The sequence below is a fragment of the Pseudarthrobacter sp. NIBRBAC000502772 genome (assembly GCF_006517235.1).
In the GTDB taxonomy this organism is placed as follows: Bacteria; Actinomycetota; Actinomycetes; order Actinomycetales; family Micrococcaceae; genus Arthrobacter.
Window position 1 is genome coordinate 2,447,021 of the sequence record NZ_CP041188.1, and the last position, 26,812, is coordinate 2,473,832.

Here is a 26,812-nt window from a genome sequence, read left to right on the forward strand (position 1 = left end):
CGCGCCTTCCCCTGGTTCGTCAGCTAAAGACCGGCACCCCGTCAGGGGTGCCGGTCTTTCTGCTGCGCCTGACCACCTACGGGCCGAAGGATCCTCGATCCGCCGGGCGGATACATCGCGATTGGCCGGGTACGCGAAGAAGCGGCGAGGACAGTTTCTCCTTCGCCGCTGAGTGACGTTTTGGTTTTGGATTCGAGGCCGCGTTCATCGGCGCGTCGGCGGTTTTATAGTTCGGCGCTGCGCCGGGGTGTCTTCGCTTGGATCAGCGTTGACACCCCGGCGGACCAGGGGCAGGAGCTCGTCAGGCTGGCATCGGCGCGGCGAGCAGTCCGGACAGTGACTCGATTCGCTTTTCGGCTTCGTCGACGATGCGACGGATGACTTCGCCGGCTGTGGGGACGTCGTGGATCAGGCCTTGGACCATGCCCACGGTCCAGATGCCGGCATCAGTATCGCCGGTCTCGTACACGCCGCGACCGCGGGCACCGGCAACCAGTTCACGGACGTCGCTGAATTCGCCGCCGGCCGCGAGGATCTTGACCACCTCGTCGCTAACGGCATTCTTGGCGACACGGGCCGTGTTCCGCAATGGCCGGAAGATCAGGTTCGTGTCGAGTTCGCTGGCGTCTACGATCGCTTGTTTCACGCTTTCATGGATGGGGGACTCCTGGGTGCAGAGGAACCGGGTACCCATGTTGATGCCGTGGGCACCGAGCGCCAGGGCCGCTGCGAGACCTCGACCGTCAGCGAATCCGCCCGAAGCGATCATCGGGATGTCGAGCTGGTTGGCGGCGGCCGGAATGAGCACCAGGCCCGGGATGTCGTCCTCGCCGGGATGTCCGGCACATTCGAATCCATCGATGCTGACGGCGTGAACGCCAACGTCCTGGGCTTTCAAGGCATGGCGCACACTGGTGCACTTGTGGATCACCTTGACGCCGTGGGCAGCGAAGTACTCCATGTGCGCGGCAGGGTTAGACCCTGCAGTCTCGACAATTTTCACGCCTGACTCGACAATTGCCCGGCGGTACTCGTCGTAGGGTGGCGGGGTAATGGAAGGCAGAATCGTCAGGTTTACGCCGAAGGGCTTGTCCGTGAGATCACGGGTACGTGCTATCTCCTCCCGCAAGTGGTGGGGAGTCGGCTGGGTTAGCGCCGTGATAATGCCCAGCCCGCCGCCGCTTGAGACGGCCGCTGCCAATTCGGCGCGACCTACCCATTGCATACCACCCTGAACAACAGGGTGATCGATGCCGAACTCCTCAGTGAAGCGTGTGTTAATCATGGTGAATCCCTTGTCTCGTGGGTGTTGGTCTAACTATGGGAAATGTTGAAGGTCGCGGTGACCGATGAGCAGACGTGTCCGTCAGCGCCGACGATCTCGGCCCGTGTAAGGGCGATGCGTCGACCGCTGCGGAAAGTGCGGGTCCGAATGCTCACGCCGTTATGTTCCTCGGCGACCACCGGGGAAAGGAATGAAATAGTCAGATCGGCGAGCAGGGCAGTGCCGCCTGCCGAATTGAAGAGGTTATGGTGCCGGGCGACGGCCGTCTCGAACATCGCGATTTGAACGCCGCCGTGCAGTACACCGTGCGGGTTGGCGAGCGGCGGCGAGTAGTCGAAACGCACTGTCAGCCCATCGTCGTGCCTTTCGGTTACTTGGGTGCCGAGTGCTTCCGCGAGTTCAACGCCGCGGTCGCTGAAAGGCCTTAGGTCGGGTAGCTCCCTGGCTCTTGCGGCACTGGGAATGCTCAGGAACCGGCCTGTGCCGGTACCGATCACGCGTCCCGATTCACTGATGACCGTCGCCGAGGTGAGCGAGTAGGGACCGTCCACGCCAAGGACCGAACCGTGTATGCGGACACGTTCGCCCGGCAGGAACGCGGCACCAATCGAGTCCAGACGCATGCCGAGGGTGAGGCACGTGTTGCCGACCGGGAGCACTGTCACGTAGGACCGGCCGAGCACCATATCGATGGCGGGACCGAGCCAGCCAAACGTCCCGCCGCTGGCAGGCATTGTCACCTCGCCGACCACGCGGCCACGACCCTCGGCGACGACATCGGAAGAGAACAGGAACTCCGCCGAGTTTATTGGAGTCTGAGCCCCGGCAGCGAGGCCGGCGAGATCCCAGTGCGTGTCGGAAGCGGGGAGTTGCACGCTGTACACCTCATTCGTTCGTGCGGCTCGCATAAAGATGCGACAGAATCAGGATAATTCGGTATTACAGGCTAGTCAAGATTCACTTACTGCGATAGTGTCTCATCAATAGAGCCTAATCACCTGCAAGTATGATTTTGGCAGACTACCTAGCCAAGATTTACAAATATTCCAAAAATCCGGGGCCGCGGCCCTTCTGGAAGGACAGACGATGTCGAGAAACTTCACCGAGATCAAGACGACCGTTGTTGACGGGGTAGGCACCATCACCTTTGACCGCTTCGACCGACGCAACGCCCTCAGCCTCGAGCTGTTCCAGGAGGTGGGTGACGCACTCACCGACTGGAAAAAAGATGACTTCGTGGCCGTTGTAGTCATCACCGGGGGCGAGGAAATCTTCTGCGCTGGCCTGGACCTACAGCTCCAGTCCGGCTTCACCCAGGAGACGATGGCGTCCTACTCCGACGTTTGCCTCTGGGTCTACGGACTGATCCTCGACTATCCGAAGCCGACGATCGCTGCGGTTGGAGGGCCTGCCCTCGGCGGCGGTTGCGACATTGCTGTCTTCTGCGACATCCGCATCGGTGGCGACAACGTGCGCATGGGGTTCCCCCAGATCAAGATGGGCCTCACCCCGTACTTCACCCCGCTGTGGAAGATCGTCGGGCTCAGCCAAGCCAAGCTCCTGACGCTCAGCGGCGACATCATCAACGCGGCCGAGATCGAACGCATCGGGCTCGTTGACCGCATGGTGCCCGCCGGACAGGTCGTGGAGACCGCGACGGCGCTTGCCCGTTCGATTGCCGAAACCACCACAGCATCGGCGGCCAACAACAAAGAGATGATGCTTCGGGCTCCGGCCATGGACCCCATCAGCGCCCTCACTTACGAGACGCTCGCATACCGCGAAGTGATCCGTCACCCTGAGGTCATCGAACGGGTCAACCAGGCGTTCGCCAAACTTCGCAAATACCAGACTGCAAATTGAGAAAGGACAACGACGTGCCAAATGAAGCATTTGTCTATGAAGCCATCCGAACGCCCCGGGGGAGGGGAAAAGACTCAGGATCCCTGCATGGCACCAAGCCGATCTCGCTCGTCGTCGGACTGATTGACGAGCTCCGCAGGCGCCTGCCAGGCCTCGATCCCAGCGCCATAGATGACGTGGTACTGGGTGTCGTGTCACCGGTGGGCGACCAGGGCTCGGTCATTGCCCGAAGTGCAGCCCTTCTCGCAGGCCTCCCGCCCCATGTCGCCGGTCTGCAGGTGAACCGCTTCTGCGGTTCCGGTCTCGAGGCCGTGAACATCGCCGCGCAGAAAGTCAGCTCGGGATGGGATGACATGATCCTTGCCGGCGGCGTCGAATCGATGTCGCGGATTCCTCTTGGCGCCGACGGCGGCGCGCTGATGAACGACCCCGAGACCAGCTATGCGACGCACTACATTCCCCAGGGCGTCAGCGCCGACCTGATAGCCACCATTGAGGGCTTCACCCGTGACGATGTCGATGCCTATGCCGTACGCAGCCAGCAGCGTGCCGCAGCGGCGTGGGAAAGCGGCGCTTTCGCCCGTTCCATCGTGCCGGTCCGCGATCGCAACGGGCTGCTCCTGCTCGACCGGGATGAGCATATGCGTGCCTCTACCACGACGGCGACCCTCGCGAAGCTGCCCTCCGCCTTCGCTGCGATGGGGCAGAAAGCCGGGTACGATGCCGTCGCCCTCCAGAAGTACCACCGTCTGGAATCGATCAACCACGTGCACCATGCCGGTAACGCCTCGGGAATTGTCGATGGCGCAGCGCTGGTGCTAGTTGGCAACGCCGAGGTCGGCAGCCAGTACGGACTGACGCCGCGGGCACGCATCGTCGCCACCGCCACCTCCGGCGCGGACCCGACCATCATGTTGACAGGGCCGACACCGGCGACGCGCAAACTGCTCGACCGGGCAAAGCTGACCACCGATGACATCGACCTTTTTGAGATCAACGAAGCGTTCGCCTCGGTAGTGTTGCGCTACCAGCGTGACCTCGACATCCCTGACGAGAAGCTCAACGTCAACGGTGGCGCGATTGCCATGGGCCATCCGCTCGGCGCCACGGGCGCCATGCTGGTGGGCACCGTCATCGACGAGCTCGAGCGACGCAACGGCCGACGCGCGGTCGTGACATTGTGCATCGGCGGCGGCATGGGCGTCGCCACCCTCATCGAACGCATCTGATTTAACAACTCCGGGAGAACCAGAATGAACTCTTACTTCGCGACGGAGATCGTCGACGATTCAATCCTCATACTCACAATGGACGCGCCAGGGCAGTCAGCCAACACGATGGACGAGGCCTTCCGGGTCGCGATCAAGGAATGCCTCGACGAACTCGAGGAGCGCAAGGCCTCGTTGACCGGCGTCGTCCTGACCTCGGCGAAATCCACCTTCTTCGCCGGCGGCGACCTCGGCTTCATGATGCGGGCCACTCCCGCGGACGCCGAGGAAATCGCACGGCTTCTGCGCGGCGTGAAACTGCAACTTCGTCGCCTTGAGACCCTCGGCATACCGGTGGTCGCGGCACTCAATGGCGCCGCCCTCGGTGGCGGCTTCGAAATCGCTCTCGCCGCGCACCACCGCATCGCACTCGATAGCCCCCGCACTAAGGTCGGCCTGCCCGAAGTCACCTTCGGCCTGCTCCCAGGCGGCGGCGGAACGACGCGCACGGTCCGGATGTTTGGTGTCCAGAAGGCACTGCAATTGCTCCTGCTCCGTGGGCAGCAGTACGTACCCTCCGCGGCGCTGGACCTCGGTCTTATCGACGACGTTGTCGCCACCAAGGACGGATTGGTTCCCCGCGCCGTCGCGTGGATCAAGGCGAACCCCAGCCCGGTTCAGCCGTGGGACACGCCCGGACATCGCATCCCGGGCGGCAACCCGTCATCGCCGGAACTCGCCACCGTGCTGCCGGCCTTGGCCTCGACCCTCCGCAAGCAGAGCAAGGGCGCGCCGAGCCTGGCCGCCCGCAACATTCTGGCGGCAGCTGTCGAAGGGGCACAGGTGGACTTCGCCACAGCGCTTGAGATCGAGACGAGCTATTGCACGGAACTGATCTGCAGCCAGACCTCGGCGAACATCATCAAGTCACAGTTCTTCGACATGCAGCACATCCAGCGGGGCAAGGGCCGCCCCGAGGGGTACCCGGTCACCAAAGCGAACACCGTGGCCGTCATCGGTGCCGGAATGATGGGCGCCGCGATAGCCTACGTCTGCGCGAAGGCTGGGCTGCAGGTGGTGCTCCGCGACATGACCATCGAGGCGGCTGAACGCGGCAAGGGCTATGCGGCCAAGATCCTTGAGGCTCGCGAGGCAGCCGGCAAGGGCACTCCCGAACAGAGTGCGGAGATTCTCCAGCGTATCCAGCCCACTCACGCCCTGCCCGACGCCGCGAAAGCGGATGTTGTCATCGAAGCGGTGTTCGAGAACCCGGAGGTCAAGAAGCAGGTCTTCGCTGAGTTGCAAGCAATAGTTGGCCCGGATACGGTGCTGGCCTCAAATACGTCAACGTTGCCCATCACCGACCTGGCCACCGCCGTCGAGCGACCCGAGAACTTCATTGGGCTGCACTTTTTCTCTCCGGTGGACAAGATGCCCCTGCTGGAGATTGTCGTTGGCGAACGGACGAGCGATGCGACGCTGGCCCGCGCGCTCGACCTCGCCGCTCAGATTGGCAAGACGCCAATTGTTGTCAACGATGCCCCGGGTTTCTTCACGACACGTGTAATTGTGCAGTACGTGCTTGAGGCCGTCGCCGCGGTCGGCGAAGGCGTCGCACCCGCATCGATTGAACAGGCGGCGATGCAGGCCGGCTACCCGGTGGGGCCCCTGGCGCTTGTCGATGAGCTCACCTTGACCCTGTTGCGCGACATCGACAACCAGGCCGCGGCGCACCGTGGTGTCCTGCCCGAAAATCGGCACCCTGGTATTGGTGTGCTTGACCGCCTCATTGAGCGCGGCCGCGCTGGCCGCTCGAAGGGTGCCGGCTTCTACGATTACGAGGACGGCCGGCGTGTCGGCATCTGGACCGGGCTGGGCGAGGAGTTCCCGCTCGTCGAGGGCGAGGCGGTGCTGCAGGATCTGGCGGACCGGATGCTCTATACCGAGAGCATCGACTCGATCCGCTGCCTGGATGAAGGTGTGCTTCGATCTGTGCCTGACGCCAATGTCGGTTCGATCCTGGGCATCGGATTTCCTGGCTGGACAGGGGGCGTGCTGCAATTTGTGAACCAGGTTGAGGGTGGTCCCGCGGCCTTCGTCGCCCGTGCAGAGGAACTAGCCCGTCTGCACGGTGATCGATTCAGGCCACCGGCGTCGCTCGTCGAACGCGCGGTGGCGGGCAAACACTACGAATAGTCGAATAGTAGCCCTGGAAACCTAGGGTGTCTCAAGCACGCGAAACGCGAGCTGCGCCAGACGCAGCTCGCGTTTCGCGTCCGCACGGATGGTCTTGGACAGCGAGAGATCATTGATAACGCACAACGCACAGGAGACCAGAGTCTGCGCCTGTGCGTCAGTGAGTTCCGGGCGCACTTGGGCGAGCAACGACACCCATGAAGTGAAAAACTGTCGGTGGGCGTTGCGGATCATCACCCGCTCCTCGCGGGGCAGATGGATCGACTCGTGAGTGAAGATTCGAAAAAGTTCAGGATGGTCAAGGGCCAGCAGAGTATACGAGCGGACGAGCAGCGTGAGGACCTGCTGGGGATCGTCTGATTCGCGCGTAGCGCGCATGCGATCGAACTCGATCCACTCGATAGCACGGCGCAGGATCGCCACGAGGATCTCGGACTTGCTCCGGAAATGATGGTAGATGCTAGGGCCGGCGATGTCGGCAGCCGCCCCGATGTCGTCGATGCTCACCTCTTGATAACCGCGGTCCGCGAAGAGGACCGAGGCGTGTTGCAGTAGCTGTTCGCGGCGGGAGGCAGCAGGGTCGAACGGCCCCTGACGGGCATAAGGCGTCGCGACCGCCTGGTCTTCGCTGGCGTCGATGATGAGGAGGTTGCCGCTGACGTGCACGAGAGTGGCCTGCAGGTGGCGCGGGGAGAGGCGTTGAGGATACTGGGACGGGGCGGCGAATGTGGCGATCACGGCGCGCGCTACCCAGGCTGCATTCGCCTCGCCGAGCGCAGGCTGTTCTTCCAGGATCCTCTCGGAGAGGGTCCTCACGAAGGCAGCGAAACGCGCGCGCACGGCGCGGAGCTCATCCACGGGCAGATGGGTGCTGTCGCGGCGGATCAGGATCCACAGGTCGCTGCGCGCGATGGCCGTAGCGGCGACGGCACTGAGGGTGGCGTTCAGACCGCCACCCTCAGTTGCCTTCATGTCGTTGTCAATTCGGTCCAGTCCGGAGACGATCGCCGCCAATAGTATGGCCTGCTTGCCATTGAAGTGACGGTAGATGGCTGGGGCGGTGATGTCGACAGACTGGGCGATGTCCTTTACCGAGACATTGGCGTAGCCACGGCTCTGGAAAAGTCGGGCGGCGGCCTGGACGATGTCGACCCGACGGGAGGGACTCCGCCGTCGCTGACGCGCGAGCGCCGGCTGGCTTGCGGTTGAATCTCCGATGGCTGGTCCCTCTCGTTATCGCCGACACATCATTCGCCTCGATGGACCCGACGCGTCGCGTGGATTCAGTTTAGCCAGTCTTGACGACGTTGTCGGATTCGTGGCGGACGCGCTCCGTGGCCCGACTCTCGCCCTTCTTGAGGCGAGATAGGCCGTCCGGGGTGCGCTGGTGGAACAGCGAACGCTGGGTGAGGTCGTGGGTAACGCGCAGCTCGTACGCGATGCCGGCAACGTGGTCCATATTGGTTGCATGGAGTGCGACTTCCTTGAGAACGACTGCCATTTCCGAACCCATCTCGGCAACCTGCTTCGCCACCTCCAGGGAGCGGGCGATCAAGCCTCCCACCGGGACCACCTCATCGGCGAGGCCGATGCGGTAGGCCTCTGCGGCGTCGATGGGGTCTCCCGTGAAGAACAGGCGGCGGGCGCGCATCGGGCCGGCCTTGCGCATCAGGCCGCCGTAGAAGCCGTTCATGCCGTACTTGACTTGGGTCGAACCGAAGAAGGCATTCTCGGCAGCTATCGTGATGTCGCACATGTTGGCGAGGTCCATGCCATAGCCCGGGGCAACCCCTGCGACGCCGGCGACGGTGGGCTTGCGATAGTTGCTGAGGTCGGTCATAAGTCGGGTGGCCAGTTCCGTGAAGCGGCGCTGGTCTTCGCCTGTGATGCCATTAAGCACATCGAGTCGCCACCCGGCGCAGAAGATCTCTTCGCTGCCAATGAGGAGCACGGATGCAACCTCGTCGTCGTAGGCCCAAGCGGCGAGGGCGTTGATGATCTCGTCGTGAAGTTCCCAGCCGAGTGCGTTGCGCTTCTCAGGGTGGTTGAGCTGTAGGACGCCCACTCCACCTTCCACCCAGGTGTTCAGGTACCGGTAATTCGACATGGAGAGGTCCTTTGCTAGTGGCGAGCGCCCGCCGCATGCGTGCGGACGTGTCCTGTTTCTGATAGGTTCCAGCCTAGTCGTGATTCACTTGGCGGGCAATACTCTTGACGAATGATCCACATATTATGAACAAAAATGCCGGAGATGGCGACTAGGTGGATTGACGAGGCAATCTAGCAATGATTCACTTGACGGCATAAGTGAAGCATCCGCCGCTGGACCTCAGACAGGAAAAACCATGACATTTGACAAGCCGGTCTCTGCTTCATTCATAGGAGAATTTGGTCAGCGATGGTCCGCTGCGTGGAATTCGCACAACACAGACCAGGTGCTTGCCCTGCTGCATGATGACATTGAGTGGGACGACACCGTGTTCTGGCCTGACGTTATCGTAGGCATCGGCGGCATGCGTCCCTATGTCGACATGGTCTTCAGGGTCATGCCTGACGTTCATTTCGAGGAAATCCAGCTCTTCACCGCGGAGGCCGATGGCCGCGCATTGTGGCTCTTCCGCCAGAGCGGCAGTGCCCCGGCGAAATTCGGTGACGGGAAGTCGTTCAGCTCCATGGGCTGTGACATTTTCCTGGGCTTTACGGATGGCAAACTCTCGCGTTACCTCGCGCAGTACGAGATCACCGACATGATGCGTCAGTATGGGGCGCTGCCGGCGCGTGAGGGCCGGATCGGGGGCTCGTATCTACTCTCGCTGCTTGGAGCTGGCGCCACAACCTGATACGGACCGCGGTCACTAGCGCCGGATGTTTGCGGTCGCAGTGATGCACGTCGTGCCGGCGTCGTTGGTGCCGCGCACAGTGACCACGGCAAACGACCGACCCTGGTGCTCGTACTCGGCGGTCAGGGTAACAAGGCTGGCCGGAGGCGCTGGACGCAGGAAATGCACGCTCAAACTCGCGATCGTTGATGGTGTCGTGGTGCGGGCGGAAAGCAGTTCGCCTACGACGAGATGTGCGAGGCAGGCCCAGACTCCGCCGTGGAGGGTGCCGAACAGATTTGCCCACCGGTCTGGGTGTGCAACTTCCAGTACGGCTCTCACAGCGGTGGACGATGCCACCGCCCCCAACTGTCCGAGGATGACGGCAGCGGCGGGCGGCGCAATGTCGTCAGGCATCACCAGTCCCCTCGCCCGCGCGGAACCGATCCGGTGTTCGATTTCAGGGGAGAGCGGCACGTGGTTCGCCCAAACAGCGCCGGTGGCGATGACCTGGCCGGCCTCTGTCAGCACTTCGCCCCGGGCGAAGCCGCCGCGCCCGTCGGTGGTTACGAGCGATGCATGTGCCAGCAGCAGCGTACCGATGGCCGGTACCGGTGCCAGGTAGGCAACGGAGAGCTCCGTGGTGACTGACCACTGCCCAGCTGATCCGGTGGCAAACACCTCCTCACCCAGCACATGGTCGAGCAGCACCGCGATGACGCCTCCGTGGCCTTGGCCCGAAGTCGACGTTGTCCATGCCGGAAGCCGCATTGCGCCCAGTCGCCGCTCCCCGGTCCACTGGCAGGGATCGATCCCGAACCGTCGCTCCACCGAGCCTTCGTGGTCGATGTAGCAGGCCGTTGCCTTATCCATTTTTTGTATCCCTGTGACCGAGGCCGGCATCTGGACTAGAGGCCCAGGTCGCGACCTATGATTTCCTTCATGATCTCGGTGGTTCCACCAAAGATCGTTTGGACCCGGGCGTCGAGGTATGCGCGGGCCACTGGATACTCCCGCATGTATCCATAGCCGCCGTGGAGTTGAAGGCAGCGGTCGGTGACCTTCAGCTGCAGTTCCGTACACCACCACTTGGCCTTGGCCGCCTGGACGGGCGAGAGCTCGCGTCGGCAATGCAAATCGACGCAGTGGTCGACGTAGACCCGTGCGATATCGATCTCAGTTCGCAGCTCTGCGAGTAAGAATCGACTGTGTTGGAACGTGCCGATGGGCTTGCCAAAGGCTGTGCGCTCGGTGACGTAGGCGAGAGTGTCGGAGAGGACCGCCTCGGATGCGGCGACGGCCGTGACGGCCAGAGAAAGGCGCTCCTGTGGCAGATTGCCCATGAGCTGTTTGAATCCCTCGCCCTCCGCGCCGAGCCTGTTCGCCCCAGGAACCCGCACATCCGTGAAGTGCAGCTCGCTCGTGTCCTGGGCCCGAAGGCCAATTTTGTCCAGATTGCGGCCGCGTTCGAAGCCTGGTGTCCCGCGTTCGACGACGAACAAGGTCAGTCCGCTGTGCCGATCCTCCGACGTGCGGGCCACCACCACAACAACATCGGCGTTTTGGCCGTTCGAGATGAACGTCTTCGATCCGTTGATGATGTAGTCATCCCCATCGCGCACCGCGCGGGTCGATATTCCAGCCAGGTCGCTGCCTGTGCCGGGTTCCGTCATCGCGATCGCGCCAATGAGATCGCCCGAGACGAGCCCAGGCAACCACCGCAGCTTCTGTTCATCATTGGTAAGTTCAAGCAAATACGGTCCCACCACATCGTTCTGGAGCGCAATTCCCAGGCCTGCCGATGCGTACCCGGAGCGGGCAAACTCCTCGTTGATGATCGCGCTGAAATGCCAGTCTTCGATACCGGAGCCCCCGTACTCCGGATCTGCAGAGATAAGCAAGATGCCCATTTTTCCGGCCTTCTGGAACAGTGAACGGTCAACGACCTTGTTCGCTTCCCAGTCCTCGTGATACGGAGCGACCTCGGTCTCGATGAAAGACCGGACTGATTCGCGGAACAGTGTGTACTCTTCAGTGGCCGATGGTTCCTGATTGTTCAACTTAGCCTCCTGGTGTGCGTGTGGGTTACTGCGACTAGGCGTCGATAAGGCCGTGTTTGTTTGGACCGCTTGCAATTCATCGGCTGATCTTGCCCGTAAGTGCTGCTATTGGTCGGAGGATAATTGGCCGTGCGGCTACCCAAGCCACAATCATGGCCACGAGCGAAGCGGCGAATATCCAGAAGCCTGTCCAGGAGTCGTTGTCCTGTCCCGCATACATGTGATTCAGATTGCGCAGAGCACCGGTGGCTAAGACCAGCGTCACGTGGGCGACGATGAACACCACGAAGTAGAGCATCACAGGGAAATGGATGGCCCGGGCCAGTTCGACGGGATAGGCCTTGTTGAGGGTGGCCGCATCCTTCGGCCATGCTCCGGACATACGGACGCCGGTGATGGCCGCCAGGGGTGCCGCAAAGAAGACCGTGATGCAGTATGCGATCAGCTGGAGGCTGTTGTAGTTCACCCATCCGTTTTCGGTCGGCCAGTTCAGTGAGGCGTACTGTAACGCCGTCGATACGGCGTTAGGGAAGACGTCCCAGCTCGTCGGCACGATCCGCATCCACTGCCCGCTGCTGAAGAGCAGAACGGCAAACACAATGCCGTTGACAAACCAGATAACGTCCAGCGAGAGGTGGAACCAAAGGTCAATGCTGATGCGCTGTGGAGAGTTCTTCGTCTTGATAAGCCCCGTGTTGTTCCGTGTCCACTGGGCTGCGGGGCGCTGGTTTGTGCGGACAAGCCAGCCGGACCGGACGATCAGGACCAGGAGGAACGCATTGAAGAAGTGTTGCCAGCCGAGCCAGGCCGGAAAACCAACAGGGGCGCCTTCTGGCAAGTGGGTCGCGCCGGGGTACTCGAGGAGGAATGCTTGCACCGCGGGAACCTCGCGCAGATAGCGGGCGCCGAGCACCAGGAGGATGAGGCCAACCACCGCTAAGGGGATCAGCCAGACCAGCTTCGCCCAGCGGTTTGTCGGTTTCGTCGTGGTAGTCATGGCTATGCGTTTTCGGTGCTTTTTCGGGCTTCGATTGCATTGATCAGCTGCGGAACGACCTTGAAGACGTCGCCGACGATGCCGAAATCGGCGACGTCGAAGATTGGGGCCTCGGAATCCTTGTTGATCGCGACAATCGTTTTTGCCGTCTGCATGCCGGCGCGGTGCTGGATCGCGCCCGAGATGCCCAGTGCAACGTACAGCTGCGGCGATACGGTAGTGCCGGTCTGCCCGACCTGTGCAGACTGCTGCACGTAACCTGCGTCGACGGCGGCGCGTGACGCACCGAGCGCTGCGCCCAGCGAATCAGCAAGCTGTTCAACAAGCTCGAAGTTCTGCAGGGAGCCGAGGCCTCGCCCGCCAGATACGACACGCGAGGCGCCCCGAAGTTCAGGGCGGGCTGAGACGACCGGGGTGTCATTGTGCTCATCGATCACAGCTGCGAGTGCTGTCGTCTCATTGAGCGCAAGCGTGACGATGGCAGGGTCCACCGCCGTCGCACGATCGCCGATCGCGCCCGGGCGCACAGTGATTACAGTTGCCCCGCCTTCGATGACAGATTCTGTGCTGTATGAGCCGCCGAAGATCGAATGCGTCGCGACGACGCGCTCCGAATCGAGGCGAATGTCGACGGCGTCGACGATGATACCTGCACCGGAGCGGATCGCCAGGCGGGCAGCGATGTCCCGGCCGTCGACTGAGTTGGCCACCAGTACGACCTCCGAGCCGGTCGCCTGCATTGCGATCGCTAATGCTTCAACTTCCGCCACCGCGATTTTTCTGCCGACGAGGGCCGACTCGGCGATATACACCTCGTGTGCACCGAGCCGGCCGAGGCTCGCCGCCACGTCGTTGAGCGTGTTGGGCGTGACAGCGAGGACAGCGACAGGGTCGCCGAGTTTCGATGCGGCGCCGATGAGTTCGGCCGCCGTGCTGCGGATCTCTCCCGTGGGCGAGATCTCGATCAGGGTTAGAATCTTGGACATCTATGGTTCTCCTGTATCGAATCGGTTCGTCAGATAAGGCGCTCGGTGGCGAGAAAGGCGACCAGGGCATCGGCGGCCGTTCCGTCGTCGACGACTTTCTGCCCGGCTGCTCGCACGGGTCGCTTGGTGGTGGCAGTCACGATGGACTGCCCGCCGGCGTCCGCGAGCCTGAGCTGCTGCAGGGTGAGGGTGACCACGGGCTTGCGCTTCGCACTGATGATCCCCTTGAAGTTTGGAAACCGGCCTTCGGGCATACGTTCGGTCACGCTGACCACAGCCGGTGTTGCCGCGTGCACAGTTGCGGTGCCGAAATCGGTCTCCCGTTCACCCCGCACAACTGAGCCATCGATCGTCAACGAGTTCATGTTGCTCAGTGCCGGCAGTGAGAGCAGTTCGGCGACCATCGTGGGAACGACGCCTCCACGGCCATCGGTTGACGCGTTGCCGGCGATCACCAGGTCGAAGCCCGTTTGTGCGAGGGCGGCAGCGAGACTCCTTGCCGTGCTGACGGCGTCTGCCCCTGCGAGGGCGTCATCCAGCACGTGCACGGCACTGTCGGCGCCCATTGCCAGGGCCTTGCGAAGTGATTCGCCCGTTCGGACCGGACCCATTGAAAGTGCGACGACTTCGGTGCCCTTATTCGCGTCCCGATGACGCAGGGCAACTTCGAGTGCCCGCTCGTTGATTTCATCGATGACCGCTTCGGCGGCCGAGCGGTCAAGCCGCCCGTTCGCCGAATTCAGAGTGCGATCCCCCCATGTGTCGGGGACTTGCTTGACCAATACAACAATCTTCATCAGGTTCGCTCCTTTGCGTGTCGGTTCAGTCGTTCGCTGTGGCTGCATAGCCCGGGGATCAGCTCGGATTTAGTGCTGGGGCGGCCGTGACGTTCCGGTGGCGGTAATGGCTCCAATGATGAGGTCGGCCAAGGCTCGGGACGCCGCGCCGCGGCCCATTCCGGTTGATTCCTCGATCTCGCCGCGGTGGATCGCGTTCATGATCAGGCTCGCCACGGTGCCTACGAACAACGCATCAACAGCGGAACCCGCTGGTAATGCCTCCCGTACCAGAGCCTGCACTCGCTGCGCCGCCCACAGTGTGTTGTTGTGGAAAATTTCCCTGGCCGGTTCGAAGGCGTCAACGTCTGCGAAGAAGCGCTGGGAGCCAGGGGTGAGTTCCTCAGAGATCATGCGCAAATACGCATCAAGCCGAGCGAGGGCTGAATCGCCAGGCATCATCCGGCTCTCGATTCGTTCCGTGGCTCGACGAAAGAAGGCGCGCACGACTGCCACGATGATCTGCTCCTTGCTCGGAGCGACTGCGTAGAGCGTTGTCTTCGAGCACTTGAGCGAGCCAGCCAGGTCGCTGAGACTCATGTCGGCGAACCCTTCGTCAAGGAAGAGGTCGATCAGTTGCTCGATCACTTCGTCTCGCCTAAGGGAAGAACGGGTTACTCGTCCGCCTCGAATCCGCTGAACATCTGTCATACTACGACAGTACCACAAAGCGTTTTCTAGTACTGAGTTTGGTACCACGTCCCATGGAAAGGAAAGACATGGCCTCCTCAAGGTTGTTACCATCTCCTGAAGCGGAAGACCTCGTTTCGCTCACCCGCGAGATTGTCACCAAAGAGCTCGTGCCCCGCGCCGCCACTGCCGAACGCGCTGCTGAATTCCCCCGCGACATCTTCCTCCTACTGGGTCGCACTGGTCTTTTGGGTCTGCCGTACGCAGAAAGCTACGGAGGCGGTGAACAGCCTGCTGAGGTATACCTGCAGGTCTTCGAGGAAATCGCGACAGCCTGGGCGAGCATCGGCGTAGGGGTGAGTGTGCACTCACTTTCTTGCTTCCCCCTGGCTGCATACGGCACCGGCGCGCAGCGTGAACGTTGGCTGCCTGACATGGTCGCAGGTGAACTCCTGGGGGCATATTGTCTGTCGGAAGCGCACGCCGGCTCGGACCCCGCCGCCATGCGCACCAGGGCAGCCCGGGTCGAGGGTGGATACGTTATTACGGGGGCCAAGGCATGGACCACGCATGGTGGCGAGGCTGACTTCTACACCGTGATGGCGCGAACCTCGGACGACCGCAAGCGCGGCATCTCATGTTTTCTAGTGCCCGCTGACGCCCCCGGCCTGAGCGCCGCACCGCCAGAGCACAAGATGGGCCTGACTGGTTCCACAACGGCGACCATGAACTTCGATGGCGTGTTTGTCGAGACCGAGCGCCGCATCGGTGACGAAGGACAGGGCCTATCGATCGCACTTGCCGCGCTCGATGCCGGCCGGCTCGGCATTGCGGCTGTCGCGACAGGCCTTGCCCAGGGTGCGCTCGACCTCGCCATCGGCTACGCGAAGGAGCGTCAAGCGTTTGGCAAGGCAATCATCGACCACGAAGGGCTCTCCTTCCTACTGGCGGACATGGATGCCTGCGTCGAGTCGTCACGAGCAACCTACCTCGCCGCAGCGAGGCGCAAGGATCAGGGTCTGTCGTTTGCGCGCGTTGCATCCATCGCAAAGCTCGTCGCCACCGACAACGCCATGGCTGTGGCAACTAATGCGGTGCAGGTACTGGGGGGCGCCGGCTACACGAGAGACTTTCCCGCAGAGCGCTATATGCGCGAAGCAAAAGTCATGCAGATATTCGAGGGCACCAACCAGATCCAGCGACTTGTTATTTCTCGACATCTGGCCAAGGGCACCGCCTAGTCGGCGGAATCTGAGACCCGACGCAGCGAGCGCACCAGCAACGGAACGGATAGAGCATGGAACTTCACCTGCAACCAGACTGGCAGAGGACTCTGGGGCAGTACGTCGAGATACGTCGATGCGGAAAGGTTGTCCGACTTGGAACCGTTGATGCCGTCATGCCGGATGACTCGATCCTGTGGGTTTCAGCCCAAGGAGTGAATTCACGAACCATGGTGGAGAGGGCCGATGGCAATGAGGTGTATGTCGGCTACGCCTGGTCCCACAACCAGCCGTGACGAATTGGGACATGGCCAACATTCCACGGCGGACAGGGGTAATGAGATGATCCGGAAAATGCTTAAGTCCAAAATCCACAGGGCTACCGTGACGCATGCTGACCTCCATTATGTTGGCTCGGTAACGGTCGACCTGGACTTGCTGGACGCTGCTGATATCCTCCCAGGCGAATTTGTTGTGATCGTCGACGTCACCAATGGCGCACGCCTGGAGACCTACACGATCGCCGGTGAGCGGGGCTCCGGCGTCATCGGCATCAACGGCGCCGCAGCACATTTGATCTTTCCAAAAGACACCGTCATTCTCATTACCTACGCCGATCTGACCCTGGAAGAAGCCAGGACTTACGCTCCTAAGGTTGTCCATGTGGATCGGAGGAACAGGATAGTCGAGCTCGGTAACGACCCGGCTGAAGGCTTTGCCCCCGGCTTGATGCGCCCGCCCTTCGCGCTGTCAACGGCCGAGTGAATCGGCCCATGACATCTCGAGAAGTGGTGATTCGAGCACTGAACCAGAGTGTCGGCTCCCTTCGGATTAGGCCCCTCAGGGAGAAAACGGTGGGAACCAGATGCGGAGATGAAACCGGTAGGCAGGGTCGGCGCGCATCAACTCCCGAAGGCAAGGACACTGAGCGCTTCGCCGCCTAACGTGCAGCACGAGCACGCGATTTTCGATGAGGCCGGAATCGAGGTCCTGCTCGGAGCAGGACTGGATTCCAAACGTACTTGGACACGAAGCAAGCGTGCTCGACATGCTTCGTTTAAAGATCCCAGCGCGTCTCGACGCTCTCACCGCTGGTTCAAACACCCCATGGCATCCTTGCACTACTGCACTTGGATCAGACCGACGCCCACACGGGCGTCATTGAGGGTTCCGGACCCGGTGCGGACATGAGCGTCTTCTATACCCCCACCGACTGGGCATGATGTGTGTGCCAATCGGATCCGGCCGGTTGTTTCGTTGGAGCTGGGCAGCCCCAGATCCAGGGCGCTTCACTGCCACGATCGAGGTCCGACGAAACCCTTTCGCACAGGTGAGACAATGCCAGCAGTCGTGGCGCTGAAATGGAGCCGCTACCAGTTCGGGTGGCGGCCGTGACCCGCTGGAGGCAGAGGTGCTGCTGCACGGAGTTGGAAAAAGCGGCGGGGCGACTCTTCGTTGCGACTTGCGGCAACCCGGGTGGTCGCCTTCGCCGCCCCGCCGCCGCTTGGAACGGTGCCGACAAGCAACGAAGGATCATCGTCGAGCACCGAAAGCGATAAGGCATCGGCTAGTGCCCACGTTCTCCGGTCCAGGAACCGGTGCCGGAATTTCGCTTTCCAATTCCTGGATGGGGAACGAGTCGTGCAGGGGTTTGCCTCGGGTCTGACGCCCACGTCTTCGACATCGGTTGAGCGGCCGCCTCAGGCGTATGCCATTGGCGGCCGAACATCCGGGCTGCCGTTAGAACGCGCGGAGGATGTCTTCGACGCGTTGTTTGGCGTCGCCGAAGAGCATTTGGGAGTTGTCGCGGTAGAAGAGTGGGTTTTGGACGCCGGCGTAGCCGGCGGCCATGGATCGTTTGAAGACGATGACGTTTTCGGCTTCCCAGACGCGGAGGACGGGCATGCCGGCGATGGGGCTTCCCGGGTCTTCGGCGGCTGAGGGGTTGACGGTGTCGTTGGCGCCGATGACGAGGACTACGGAGGTGTCGCCGAGGTCTTCGTTGATTTCGTCCATTTCCAGGACGATGTCGTAGGGGACTTTGGCTTCGGCGAGGAGGACGTTCATGTGTCCGGGCAGGCGTCCGGCGACGGGGTGGATGCCGAACCGGACGTTCACGCCGCGTTCGCGCAGCTGGTGGGCGAGTTCAGCGACCGGGTATTGGGCTTGGGCGACGGCCATGCCGTAGCCGGGGGTGATGACCACGGACGAGGCGTTGGTCAGCATCTCGGCGGTGGCCTGGGCCGTGATTTCGCGGTGCTCACCGTACTCTGCGTCGGCCGCGGCGGGGGCGGCGATGCCGAAGCCGCCGGCGATGACGGAGATGAAGGACCGGTTCATGGCCTTGCACATGATGTAGGACAGGTAGGCACCGGAGGAGCCGACGAGGGCGCCGGTGATGATCAGGAGATCGTTGTTCAGCAGGAACCCTGCGGCTGCTGCTGCCCAGCCGGAGTAGCTGTTGAGCATGGACACCACCACGGGCATGTCGCCCCCGCCGATGGAGGCCACCAGGTGCCACCCCAGTGCCAGGGCCAGGGCGGTGACGACGATGAGGAGCCAGAGCTGGGAGTCGTTGACGTACCAGACGGTAAGCGCGACGAACGCGGCGAGGGCGCCGAGGTTGATGACGTTCTTGCCCGGCAGCATCAGGGGCGAGGACTTCATCCGGGCCGAGAGCTTCAGGAACGCGACGATGGAGCCGGTGAAGGTGACCGCACCGATGAACACCCCGATGAACACCTCGGCGTGGTGGATGGCGGTCAGGTCCGGGGACAGTGCGGGGGCTTCGAGGTGGCCGTTCCAGCCCACCAGGACCGCGGCGAAGCCTACGAAGCTGTGCAGCAGGGCGATGAGCTCGGGCATCCCGGTCATTTCCACGACGCGGGCGCGCCAGAGCCCGATGGCGCCGCCGACGAGCACCGCGGCCACGAGCAGGACCAGGCCGGTGAGGGCGTGGCCTGCGCCCCAGGCGCCCTGGAGGGTCAGCCAGATGGTGGCTGCGAGGGCGATGACCATCCCGGTGATGCCGTAGATGACCCCTGACCGGGCTTTCTCGTGCTTGCTCAGCCCGGCAAGGCTGAGGATGAACAGCAGGGCCGCGACGATGTAGGCGGCGCCGGCAATGGAGTCGGCGGTCAACGGACCGGAGACGGTATCAGACACGGTAAGGCTCCTCGTAACGATTCCTGCTGCTGCTTCGGTGATGGCGCTCATGAACGTGCCTTCCCGGCGGAGAACATCGCGAGCATGCGCCGGGTAACGGCGAAGCCGCCGAAGATGTTAATGCTGGCCAGCAGGACCGCGACCGCGGCGAGCACCTGCATGACGATGTTGTCCGAGGTGACCTGCAGCAGCGCCCCGACGACGATGATCCCGGAGATCGCGTTCGTGACGGACATCAGCGGGGTATGCAGCGCGTGATGGACCTTCCCGATCACATAGAAGCCGACCACGATCGAAAGCATCAGCACCGTGAAGTGCTGCGGCAGCGGCGCCGGAGCCACCGCGTTGATCCCAAACAGCACCGCGATCCCCGCGGCAAACAGCCCGGCCTTACCCGCAGGGCTCAGACCGGCCTTCTTTTTCGGCGCAATGCTCTCGGCGGCCGTGACCTGAGTCGTGGCTGCGGGTGCGGCGGAGACCTGGACCGGTGGCGGCGGCCAGGTCTTCTCCCCGTCCCGGACCACCGTCACGGAGCGCTGCACCACGTCATCGAAATCGATCCTCAAGACCCCGTCCTTGTCCTTGGTGAGGAGTTTGAGCAGGTTCAGCATGTTCGTGCCGTACAGCTGGGAGGCCTGGGCCGGGAGCCGTGCCGGAAGATCCGTGTAGCCCAGGATGACCACACCGTTGTCGGTGACGATGCGTTCCCCGGCGACAGAGCCTTCCACGTTCCCGCCCTGCCCGGCCGCCATGTCCACGACCACACTGCCCGGCTTCATGCCGGCCACGTCCTCTGCCGTGAGCAGCTTCGGTGCCGGACGCCCCGGGATCAGGGCGGTGGTGATGATGATGTCCACATCCGCCGCCTGCTCCGTGTAGATCTCCGCAGCACGGGCGTTATACGCCTCGGACGTGGCCTTGGCGTACCCGTCCGTGGACTTCATCTCTTCGGCGACCTCGACCTTGAGGTAGGTTCCGCCGATGGATTTCACCTGGTCGGCGACCTCCGGGCGGGGGTCCGTCGCCCGCACAATCGCGCCCAGGCTGGACGCAGCCCCGATCGCCGCCAATCCGGCCACACCGGCCCCGGCGACGAGAACTTTCGCCGGCGGGACCTTGCCCGCCGCGGTCACCTGGCCGGTGAAGAACCGGCCGAATTCGTGGGCTGCCTCGATCACGGCGCGGTAGCCGGCAATGTTCGCCATTGAACTGAGCACGTCCATCGACTGCGCCCGCGAGATCCGCGGCACGGCATCCAACGCCAACGCCGTGATCGGACGCGCCGCCAACGCCTCCACCAACTCCGGCCGCAACCCAGGACTTAGCGACCCGATCAGCGTCGCACCGTCAGCGAGACGGCCGATCTCATCCTCGGTGGGCGGATTAACCCGCAACACCACTTCACTTCCCCATGCCTCATCAGCGCCCACAATCAAGGCACCCGCAGCGGCATACGCGTCATCGCGGAACGATGCGGATTCACCCGCGCCTTTCTCGACCACAACCTCGTAGCCGAGCCCCAACAACTGCCTCACGGTGACAGGCGTCGCCGCCACCCTTGTCTCGCGACCCAACTCGGCCACAATGCCAACACGCGTCACGTTTACTCTCTCTCGTCAAGCCAAACGTGCCCGGACAGGATTCCGGTGCCAAGCACTTGAGGCGTCTTTTCACTACGTTCAGGATCGTCAGTACGACGTGATCGGGTTCCCGCAGCTCCTTCAGTGGAACCCTGCTCCAGCGTTCCTCTGCCTTGGGCGATCACCCGAATCTTCCACACAGATGGGGGGCTAGGTCACATTCGGCGCCAGCGGCCTGCAGCTACCGCCGTTGCATTCTCCTGCAGACCTATCGAAATCGCCTACTTACGGCTAGAGTACCAGATACGGTTCTTTCGTACTGAAATCAGTATTCAGCGGCGAAAGATAGGAAGGTTGATCAAGGCCCCGTAAGCCAGACGCGGTCACGCAACTCGATGCAGTCCGGCCCGGGAACTCGATGCGTACTTCAGGCAACGAGCGTTTCTGAGACCCGGACGGGTCGGAGTCGGATCAAAGACGTACGACACAAAGGGGTTAGGGATGAGGGACTACGGAACCATTTTGGTTGAGCAACGCGGACGTGTAGGGCTGGTCAGACTCAACCGGCCAAAGGCATTGAACGCGCTGAACGCATCAACCATGCATGACGTGGTTGATGCAGTCACGACCATGGATGCGGACCCAAGAGTGGGCGCAGTGGTACTTACTGGCTCCCACAAGGCCTTCGCTGCAGGGGCGGACATTAAGGAGATGGCCGCTCAGGGCTACCTGGACATGTACGGCGCGGACTGGTTCAGGGATTGGGAGCATTTCACGAATGTGCGCATCCCTATAGTGGCAGCCGTGTCCGGCTTTGCCCTGGGCGGAGGATGCGAATTGGCCATGATGTGTGACGTCATCATCGCCGCCGACAATGCTAAGTTCGGACAGCCCGAAATTAACCTGGGCGTGCTCCCTGGCATGGGTGGCTCACAACGCCTTACGCGTGCGATCGGCAAGGCCAAGGCGATGGACCTCATCCTTACCGGGCGTTTCATCGAGGCTCAGGAAGCCTTACTAACAGGCCTAGTGTCCAGAGTCGTGCCGGCCGCCGATACCGTTGAAGAAGCCTTGAAGGTTGCTGAGCTAATCGCTTCCAAGTCCAGGCCGGTGACGATGCTGGCTAAGGAGGCTGTAAATGCAGCCTTCGAGACCGGGCTCGCTCAGGGCGTGCTGTTCGAGCGCCGTATTTTCCATTCACTCTTCGCCACCGAGGACCAGAAGGAAGGAATGGCCGCCTTCAATGACAAGCGGCAGCCGGAATTCACGCACAAGTAGAGGACCTCAAGAAACGTAAACCAATCCGCGGGAGCTCCCGGGCAGTGGTACGAACGGGATGTTGCCTCACCACTGATCGACGTGTTGCTCAATGGAACACCCGCCATCCGAATGCCGTCACGGCGTATACCCACGAAACCACTCGACTCCATTGCAACAAAGATGCTTCAGAGAGGAAGCCATCATGACGCTCGCGCAGCGCATCTTCTCAGTCTCCTTCGGTTACAGGCCCCTCGGGCGCATGTAGTCGAGCCCACGCCCTCCGCAAACGAGCCGGCTTCGATGGGGGAGCCCAGTAATATCACTTCGTTCCCTTGGGAAGGCCTCTACTGGGAGGCGAGAGATACGGAGTGCGACGTGGCTGAGCTAGCAGCCGCACTCAGCCAGGAGTTGGAGCGCTTCTTGGCAACCTTATGATCCGAACATGACCAAGTGACTTTTCGCGCATACGGCTGTGGAGTGGCGAGTTCTCTAAGGCCCCGTCCAGCACAGCCGACTGAGGCCTATGGTGCAGGGTGACGTCTGTTGAGAAGCGGGAAGACGGATCGTGCAGGCAAAGTACACTGCAGCGTCGTACTCAAAGACACCACGGGAACGAGCTACATCCGAATCCCCGGTAAGTAGTGATAAGTCCGGTTCAAGGAGTGTGACACTGTCCCGGGTTGGACTGCCTTTCGGGGTACCCCTTTTGGCTTGGTTATGTTCGCGTCCGCCCAACAGCTCATGAAACAAGCGAAGGACGTGTCGCTACCATGAATTTCTTGCTTGGTGGGTCTTCCGGTCCTGACGTGGCAGGCACCCTTGCTCGCTGGCGGCACCACCACAACCTAGGACCTGGCGAACTTGTCCGTAGTCCGGCGCAAACGAAAACCGCGTTCCCTCCACAGGGAACACGGTTGTTTATGCGTGCGCAAAAGGCGAATTTAGGGATGTGGACAATGTCCACACTTTTGCCGTCGGACTGGGCCGTACATGGGTCGGATCGGGCCGGATCCCGCATGTTTCCGGGGGAGCTCAGTGTTCGCAAGGCCTGGAATGCAGTTCGAGTCCCACCTCGGGCACAGTGTTTCCCCTCGTCAGAGGGGTTTCTGCTTTAACGTGTTGACAAAGCTTGTGGTGGCGTCCCTCTGACGCTAGGTTCGCGGGCTGTGGCCTGGCTGCCGCGGAGCCTTTTCAGGTGTGTGGGTTGGCGGGTTCAGGACCCTGGCTAGTGGGGTTCCGCCTGCTGTGATGGGGCTATCCGTCCTCCTTTACGGTTTGTTCGGATGGCCGTGGTTGGCCATCACTCATTCATGGCTAAAAGTTGTGTTGACGACATGACCAAGGCGAAGCTGGTTTCCAGGATCTTCCCCGCGTAGCTGCCTCGTGCGGACCAGGCAGTGGGCTCAACGCGCGGATGTCCGGCCAAAGAGGTGTTGACATTGTCAACACCCTGTCCACGGCACATGGCGACCTGAATTTACTCACCCTCCTGCACCCTTTTGGCTGCTACCAGTTCCTACTTCTTGGCGTTCTCCAGGACATGACCTGAGGGAAAATTGGTGTCCGTCGTGTTGCTAAGTTGCCGACTTCCCAGTTGGCCATCTCTTGAGTTCCATACGGTCGCCCGTCTGTTTCGAATGACGTCTATTCATGCCCTCGGGCGTCGTTTCTGACGAGACCTGCGGGGACTCGCTCATCTGGGTCCTGCAGTCGCTGGTCTCGCGCCATCGCCTGTTCGTGCCTGCCGCACACGGTTCCGACATGACCCGCCACCTTGGAGAATTCGCGAAACCCTGCGATACGCCGCGCAATAGGGACCGCCGGGCCCGCAACACGCGTTCCAATTCGCTATGGGGGCTGATCGACGGCCATGGGCTCCGGCAAGAAGCCCGAGGATACGTTGCACACAAAGACCCCGAACGGCTGAGAGGGCGAGGTGTGTGGGACCGGCAACCACCTACCCGGACCGTGTTTTCCCACCTCAGGGGCGTTTCAGACCCAGGATGTGGACAAATTGCCGGAGAACTGTGGACAGGGGCACTCGTCCTATTCGAGTCACATCGCGGCGTCGAACCGCAGCAGTGGTCTTTGGGCATTGTCGGTCCGTTCCCGGTCCGGACCGAGGAGGGTCCGCAGCTACAAGGAACTTCTTCGTGCCTGGTCAGTAGCGGATGTCGGCCTGCACTGCGAAGTGGTCCGACGGGTACGTGCCGCTGACGGGGTGGGTACCGAGCAGTGCCGCGGCGCGGGGATGGCCGGCCCCGCCGCGCCGTGGTGCTGCAGTGAAAATGTAGTCGATCCGACGGTCGGGCCACAGCAGTTGGGTGGCCCAGTGGTTGCTGTTGGACCATGTGCAGCCCCGGCCATTTTGTGGCGGACTGTTCCTAAAATTGAGGCAAACACGACAATGGCTGCGGCTTCACCCTCTACGGCGATGAGGGTGTGCTTGCACGAATCCGTGTAGCGCAGGCTCGTAAAGGAGCAGCGTTCAGTCCAAGTACCCTTTAGTCGTGACAGATTTCAATTGGTGGACATTGGCCGCAGGGTTTATCGGTGCGCTTCTCGGTGCGATGGGCGCGGTCCTTGCTCAGATCGTGTCAGCGCACTTCACGGCCAAACGAGAGACCGAGCGCCTGGGCTTTGAGAAAGGTAAACATCAACTTGAGATGACGGCGAAGTCAACCGCACTGTTCTTTGATAGCAAGAAGACTGCATTTGTAGCCGCACTCCAGGAAGCCGAAGAGCTTCGCGACATCTTCTCCGAAGCCAGCAGGGAACTGTTGGTTTCTTCGAGGGGAGGGTACCCACCAACTTCCGAGAAAGACTCACGGCGTGGGAATCCAAGTGGCGCCGCATCAGGGCAGAGGTTGCACTCTTTGATGGAGCGCTGAAGGCCGACATGATGATCGTTCAAGATGCCACGCAAGACGCATATGTCGCCCTTCAGATGGAGGACGGTCCGATTTTGGAGAAGCGGATGGCTTTGGAGTCGGCGATCGACGCCCTGCGCCAAGGCATGCACGCGAGCCTAGCGGGAGGCTAGATCATCTAGTCAGGTGGGCATTGCTGCTGAGGCAGCTTATCCAGCAGCTTTCCTGTCATTTTGCCCGCGGCCACGCCGGCAGCTGGCCCGGCTATCCCGAGACCGCTCAAGAGCTGACCGAACTCCTCGCTATCCAGGCTGATGGTGACGACGCCCATAGTGACGTAGATGGCCACGATGGTCCCGATGAACCAGACGATCAGCTTGCGCTCTGCGGGGGATAGGTTGACTAAGAACGGCTGCTGCTCGATTGATTCTGCGAGGCCTGGGTGAGCGGTGAAGAGCTCTGCCGAGCGGTCATCGATGTCAAAGGCTTCTATATCTGCCGTGAAAGCATCCGCTTGATCGATCAGATCCTGTACGTAGCTCGTGTCGATGGATGAGGCGACTTATGCCCCTAAAGCGGTCAATGCGTCCTCGAAGACCCTGTCGGACTTCCAGAAGTTCCCCATGCCAATCGTTGCGTCTAGGTCCATGAAGGGCCTATCCAGAAATCTTGCCGTGTCCAGGCCAAGTTTTTCCATGGCGCTCATGTAGTTGTCGCCCAGCAGACTCGCACCAGCCAACGATGAGGCCGCGGGGAAATCCTCATCCTTATTGCATCCGCGCCAAGCTTTTCTATGGTCAATCCGAAACCCGGCTTGACCGCACTGATCTCAGTGATGCAACTGGGAACCTTCGGCACTGACATGGCAGCCAACGCGAGGATACTGTCTGAGCCAAACATGTGAATGGCATGTTTGGCGCCTTTTCATAGAACTCTCCCAAGCCGTAGCGGGGGTTGAACTGCTGGTCGTTATTGCGCGAGGTAACCACCGTCGACGGGTAGCGAGACGCCGGTAATGTATGTTGCCGCAGGGCTGGCCAAGTATGAGACGGCCGCAGCAATGTCTGCCGGCTCGGCGACGCGTTTGAGGGGAATTGCACTCGCCACGCGTTGCATTGTTGCTTCGGGGTCGTCTTGGCTCGACACCCACTCCGCATAGAGGGGCGTATTGGTCATTCCCGGTGCGACCGCATTGACGCGGATATTGTGCGGGGCGAGTTCGACGGCGGCCGCCCTGGTGAGCGCCAGCATGGCCCCTTTGCTTGCGCTGTAGACCGACATGGTGGGGACACCGATGCTAGCCAGCCGAGAGGTGATGTTGATGATTGCCCCTCCTTCACCTCGTTCACGCATTGCCCGGCCGGCTGCCTGCAGGCAGGAGATGGCTCCGAAAGTGTTGGTCTCAAACGTTTGCCGGACCTCGTCGGTTGGCGTGTCGAGGAGCGGACCGATGTGGTCGATCGCTGCGTTGTTCACGAGCACATCGAGGCGGTCCGCAATTCGTAAGGTGCGCTCCATGAGTATTTCTGCAGCACGGTGCTCCGTGAGGTCCGCTCGTACAAAATGCACCTGGTCCCCGAGTTCGCGGGCGGTCCGTTCGCCCCTCTCCAGAGACCGGCCGGAGATCACGACAATGAATCCGTCGGCCGCGAGCCGCTTCGCGATTTCTGTGCCTATGCCCGAAGTCGCTCCCGTAACCAGTGCAACCCTTGTTTTCGGAACTGACGTAGCTGTCACGCGCGCTCCATCCTTAAGATTTCAAGCTGCTTCTCCAACGCGCCAAGCCGTTCGACGCCTTGTGCGATCCGATCCGGGGAAGATGAGGCGAAGAAGG

The 26,812-nt window shown here is 61.7% G+C and carries 22 protein-coding genes and 1 pseudogene; 8 read left to right on the plus strand and 15 right to left on the minus strand.

Going from position 1 to position 26,812, the window contains the following annotated elements; all coding sequences use genetic code 11:
- Window positions 1-301: 301 nt before the first annotated feature.
- Together NIBR502772_RS11270 and NIBR502772_RS11275 are read right to left on the minus strand one after the other, a co-directional pair.
- On the minus strand, window positions 302-1,285 hold the full coding sequence (locus NIBR502772_RS11270) for a nitronate monooxygenase family protein (RefSeq protein WP_141140240.1): 984 nt from the start codon (window positions 1,283-1,285) through the stop codon (window positions 302-304).
- A 29-nt stretch (window positions 1,286-1,314) separates the two neighbouring features.
- Window positions 1,315-2,160, minus strand: coding sequence for a PaaI family thioesterase (locus NIBR502772_RS11275; protein WP_168223522.1), 846 nt, complete (start codon window positions 2,158-2,160; stop codon window positions 1,315-1,317).
- A 211-nt stretch (window positions 2,161-2,371) separates the two neighbouring features.
- Between NIBR502772_RS11275 and NIBR502772_RS11280 the strand changes: the two genes are divergently transcribed.
- The 3 genes from NIBR502772_RS11280 to NIBR502772_RS11290 are packed head-to-tail and all read left to right on the plus strand — an operon-like array spanning window position 2,372 to window position 6,552.
- On the plus strand, window positions 2,372-3,148 hold the full coding sequence (locus tag NIBR502772_RS11280) for an enoyl-CoA hydratase/isomerase family protein (RefSeq protein ID WP_141140242.1): 777 nt from the start codon (window positions 2,372-2,374) through the stop codon (window positions 3,146-3,148).
- A 14-nt stretch (window positions 3,149-3,162) separates the two neighbouring features.
- Complete coding sequence (locus NIBR502772_RS11285; protein ID WP_141140243.1) at window positions 3,163-4,377, plus strand: acetyl-CoA C-acetyltransferase; 1,215 nt, start codon at window positions 3,163-3,165, stop codon at window positions 4,375-4,377.
- A 24-nt stretch (window positions 4,378-4,401) separates the two neighbouring features.
- Window positions 4,402-6,552, plus strand: coding sequence for a 3-hydroxyacyl-CoA dehydrogenase NAD-binding domain-containing protein (locus NIBR502772_RS11290; protein WP_141140244.1), 2,151 nt, complete (start codon window positions 4,402-4,404; stop codon window positions 6,550-6,552).
- A gap of 21 nt (window positions 6,553-6,573) precedes the next feature.
- Here NIBR502772_RS11290 and NIBR502772_RS11295 read toward each other — a convergent pair whose 3' ends face one another.
- From NIBR502772_RS11295 to NIBR502772_RS11300, 3 genes and pseudogenes are all read right to left on the minus strand, one after another.
- The gene (locus NIBR502772_RS11295) at window positions 6,574-7,566 is read right to left on the minus strand and encodes a TetR/AcrR family transcriptional regulator (protein WP_141140245.1); all 993 of its coding nucleotides are present in this window, start codon (window positions 7,564-7,566) and stop codon (window positions 6,574-6,576) included.
- Window positions 7,567-7,617: 51 nt separating this feature from the next.
- Window positions 7,618-7,770, minus strand: a pseudogene (locus tag NIBR502772_RS23080) (TetR family transcriptional regulator); the annotation flags it as partial.
- A 70-nt stretch (window positions 7,771-7,840) separates the two neighbouring features.
- Entirely contained in the window at window positions 7,841-8,659 is an 819-nt protein-coding gene (locus NIBR502772_RS11300) for an enoyl-CoA hydratase/isomerase family protein (RefSeq protein ID WP_141140246.1), read from the minus strand.
- Window positions 8,660-8,897: 238 nt separating this feature from the next.
- Between NIBR502772_RS11300 and NIBR502772_RS11305 the strand changes: the two genes are divergently transcribed.
- A complete protein-coding gene (locus NIBR502772_RS11305) occupies window positions 8,898-9,392 on the plus strand; it encodes a nuclear transport factor 2 family protein (RefSeq protein WP_141140247.1) in 495 nt (164 codons plus the stop codon).
- A 15-nt stretch (window positions 9,393-9,407) separates the two neighbouring features.
- Here the strand turns inward: NIBR502772_RS11305 and NIBR502772_RS11310 are convergent, their stop codons facing one another.
- The 6 genes from NIBR502772_RS11310 to NIBR502772_RS11335 all read right to left on the minus strand — a co-directional run bounded on the left by NIBR502772_RS11310 (window position 9,408) and on the right by NIBR502772_RS11335 (window position 14,838).
- Window positions 9,408-10,244: a PaaI family thioesterase gene (locus NIBR502772_RS11310; protein WP_168223523.1), complete on the minus strand. Its 837-nt coding sequence runs from the start codon at window positions 10,242-10,244 to the stop codon at window positions 9,408-9,410.
- Between the two features lie 35 nt (window positions 10,245-10,279).
- Window positions 10,280-11,431, minus strand: a complete 1,152-nt coding sequence (locus NIBR502772_RS11315; RefSeq protein WP_141140249.1) for an acyl-CoA dehydrogenase family protein — start codon at window positions 11,429-11,431, stop codon at window positions 10,280-10,282.
- 76 nt (window positions 11,432-11,507) lie between these two features.
- Complete coding sequence (locus NIBR502772_RS11320; protein ID WP_141140250.1) at window positions 11,508-12,428, minus strand: cytochrome b/b6 domain-containing protein; 921 nt, start codon at window positions 12,426-12,428, stop codon at window positions 11,508-11,510.
- Window positions 12,429-12,430: 2 nt separating this feature from the next.
- A complete protein-coding gene (locus NIBR502772_RS11325; RefSeq protein WP_141140251.1) occupies window positions 12,431-13,414 on the minus strand; it encodes an electron transfer flavoprotein subunit alpha/FixB family protein in 984 nt (327 codons plus the stop codon).
- Window positions 13,415-13,443: 29 nt separating this feature from the next.
- The gene (locus NIBR502772_RS11330; RefSeq protein ID WP_141140252.1) at window positions 13,444-14,211 is read right to left on the minus strand and encodes an electron transfer flavoprotein subunit beta/FixA family protein; all 768 of its coding nucleotides are present in this window, start codon (window positions 14,209-14,211) and stop codon (window positions 13,444-13,446) included.
- Between the two features lie 69 nt (window positions 14,212-14,280).
- Window positions 14,281-14,838 carry a TetR/AcrR family transcriptional regulator gene (locus NIBR502772_RS11335; protein WP_168223524.1) on the minus strand — a complete coding sequence of 186 codons (558 nt, stop codon included), beginning with the start codon at window positions 14,836-14,838 and terminating at the stop codon, window positions 14,281-14,283.
- A gap of 131 nt (window positions 14,839-14,969) precedes the next feature.
- On the opposite strand from NIBR502772_RS11335, the gene NIBR502772_RS11340 reads away from it, so the two are divergent.
- Window positions 14,970-16,121: an acyl-CoA dehydrogenase family protein gene (locus NIBR502772_RS11340; protein WP_141140254.1), complete on the plus strand. Its 1,152-nt coding sequence runs from the start codon at window positions 14,970-14,972 to the stop codon at window positions 16,119-16,121.
- A 324-nt stretch (window positions 16,122-16,445) separates the two neighbouring features.
- Window positions 16,446-16,868, plus strand: coding sequence for an aspartate 1-decarboxylase (panD, locus tag NIBR502772_RS11345; RefSeq protein ID WP_210412278.1), 423 nt, complete (start codon window positions 16,446-16,448; stop codon window positions 16,866-16,868).
- A 975-nt stretch (window positions 16,869-17,843) separates the two neighbouring features.
- On the opposite strand, the gene pntB is transcribed toward panD, so the two are convergent.
- The gene (pntB, locus tag NIBR502772_RS11350; RefSeq protein ID WP_246848472.1) at window positions 17,844-19,319 is read right to left on the minus strand and encodes a Re/Si-specific NAD(P)(+) transhydrogenase subunit beta; all 1,476 of its coding nucleotides are present in this window, start codon (window positions 19,317-19,319) and stop codon (window positions 17,844-17,846) included.
- Window positions 19,316-20,869 (minus strand): Re/Si-specific NAD(P)(+) transhydrogenase subunit alpha, encoded by a 1,554-nt coding sequence (locus tag NIBR502772_RS11355; protein WP_141140256.1) that lies wholly within the window; start codon window positions 20,867-20,869, stop codon window positions 19,316-19,318. The genes pntB and NIBR502772_RS11355 overlap by 4 nt, the downstream gene beginning before the upstream one ends.
- A gap of 480 nt (window positions 20,870-21,349) precedes the next feature.
- On the opposite strand from NIBR502772_RS11355, the gene NIBR502772_RS11360 reads away from it, so the two are divergent.
- On the plus strand, window positions 21,350-22,126 hold the full coding sequence (locus tag NIBR502772_RS11360) for an enoyl-CoA hydratase (RefSeq protein ID WP_141140257.1): 777 nt from the start codon (window positions 21,350-21,352) through the stop codon (window positions 22,124-22,126).
- Window positions 22,127-24,618: 2,492 nt separating this feature from the next.
- Window positions 24,619-24,999 carry a hypothetical protein gene (locus tag NIBR502772_RS11370; RefSeq protein WP_141140258.1) on the plus strand — a complete coding sequence of 127 codons (381 nt, stop codon included), beginning with the start codon at window positions 24,619-24,621 and terminating at the stop codon, window positions 24,997-24,999.
- 157 nt (window positions 25,000-25,156) lie between these two features.
- Here the strand turns inward: NIBR502772_RS11370 and NIBR502772_RS22405 are convergent, their stop codons facing one another.
- Together NIBR502772_RS22405 and NIBR502772_RS11375 are read right to left on the minus strand one after the other, a co-directional pair.
- Entirely contained in the window at window positions 25,157-25,327 is a 171-nt protein-coding gene (locus NIBR502772_RS22405) for a hypothetical protein (RefSeq protein ID WP_168223525.1), read from the minus strand.
- A 620-nt stretch (window positions 25,328-25,947) separates the two neighbouring features.
- Complete coding sequence (locus tag NIBR502772_RS11375) at window positions 25,948-26,715, minus strand: SDR family NAD(P)-dependent oxidoreductase (RefSeq protein WP_141140259.1); 768 nt, start codon at window positions 26,713-26,715, stop codon at window positions 25,948-25,950.
- Window positions 26,716-26,812 lie beyond the last annotated feature (97 nt).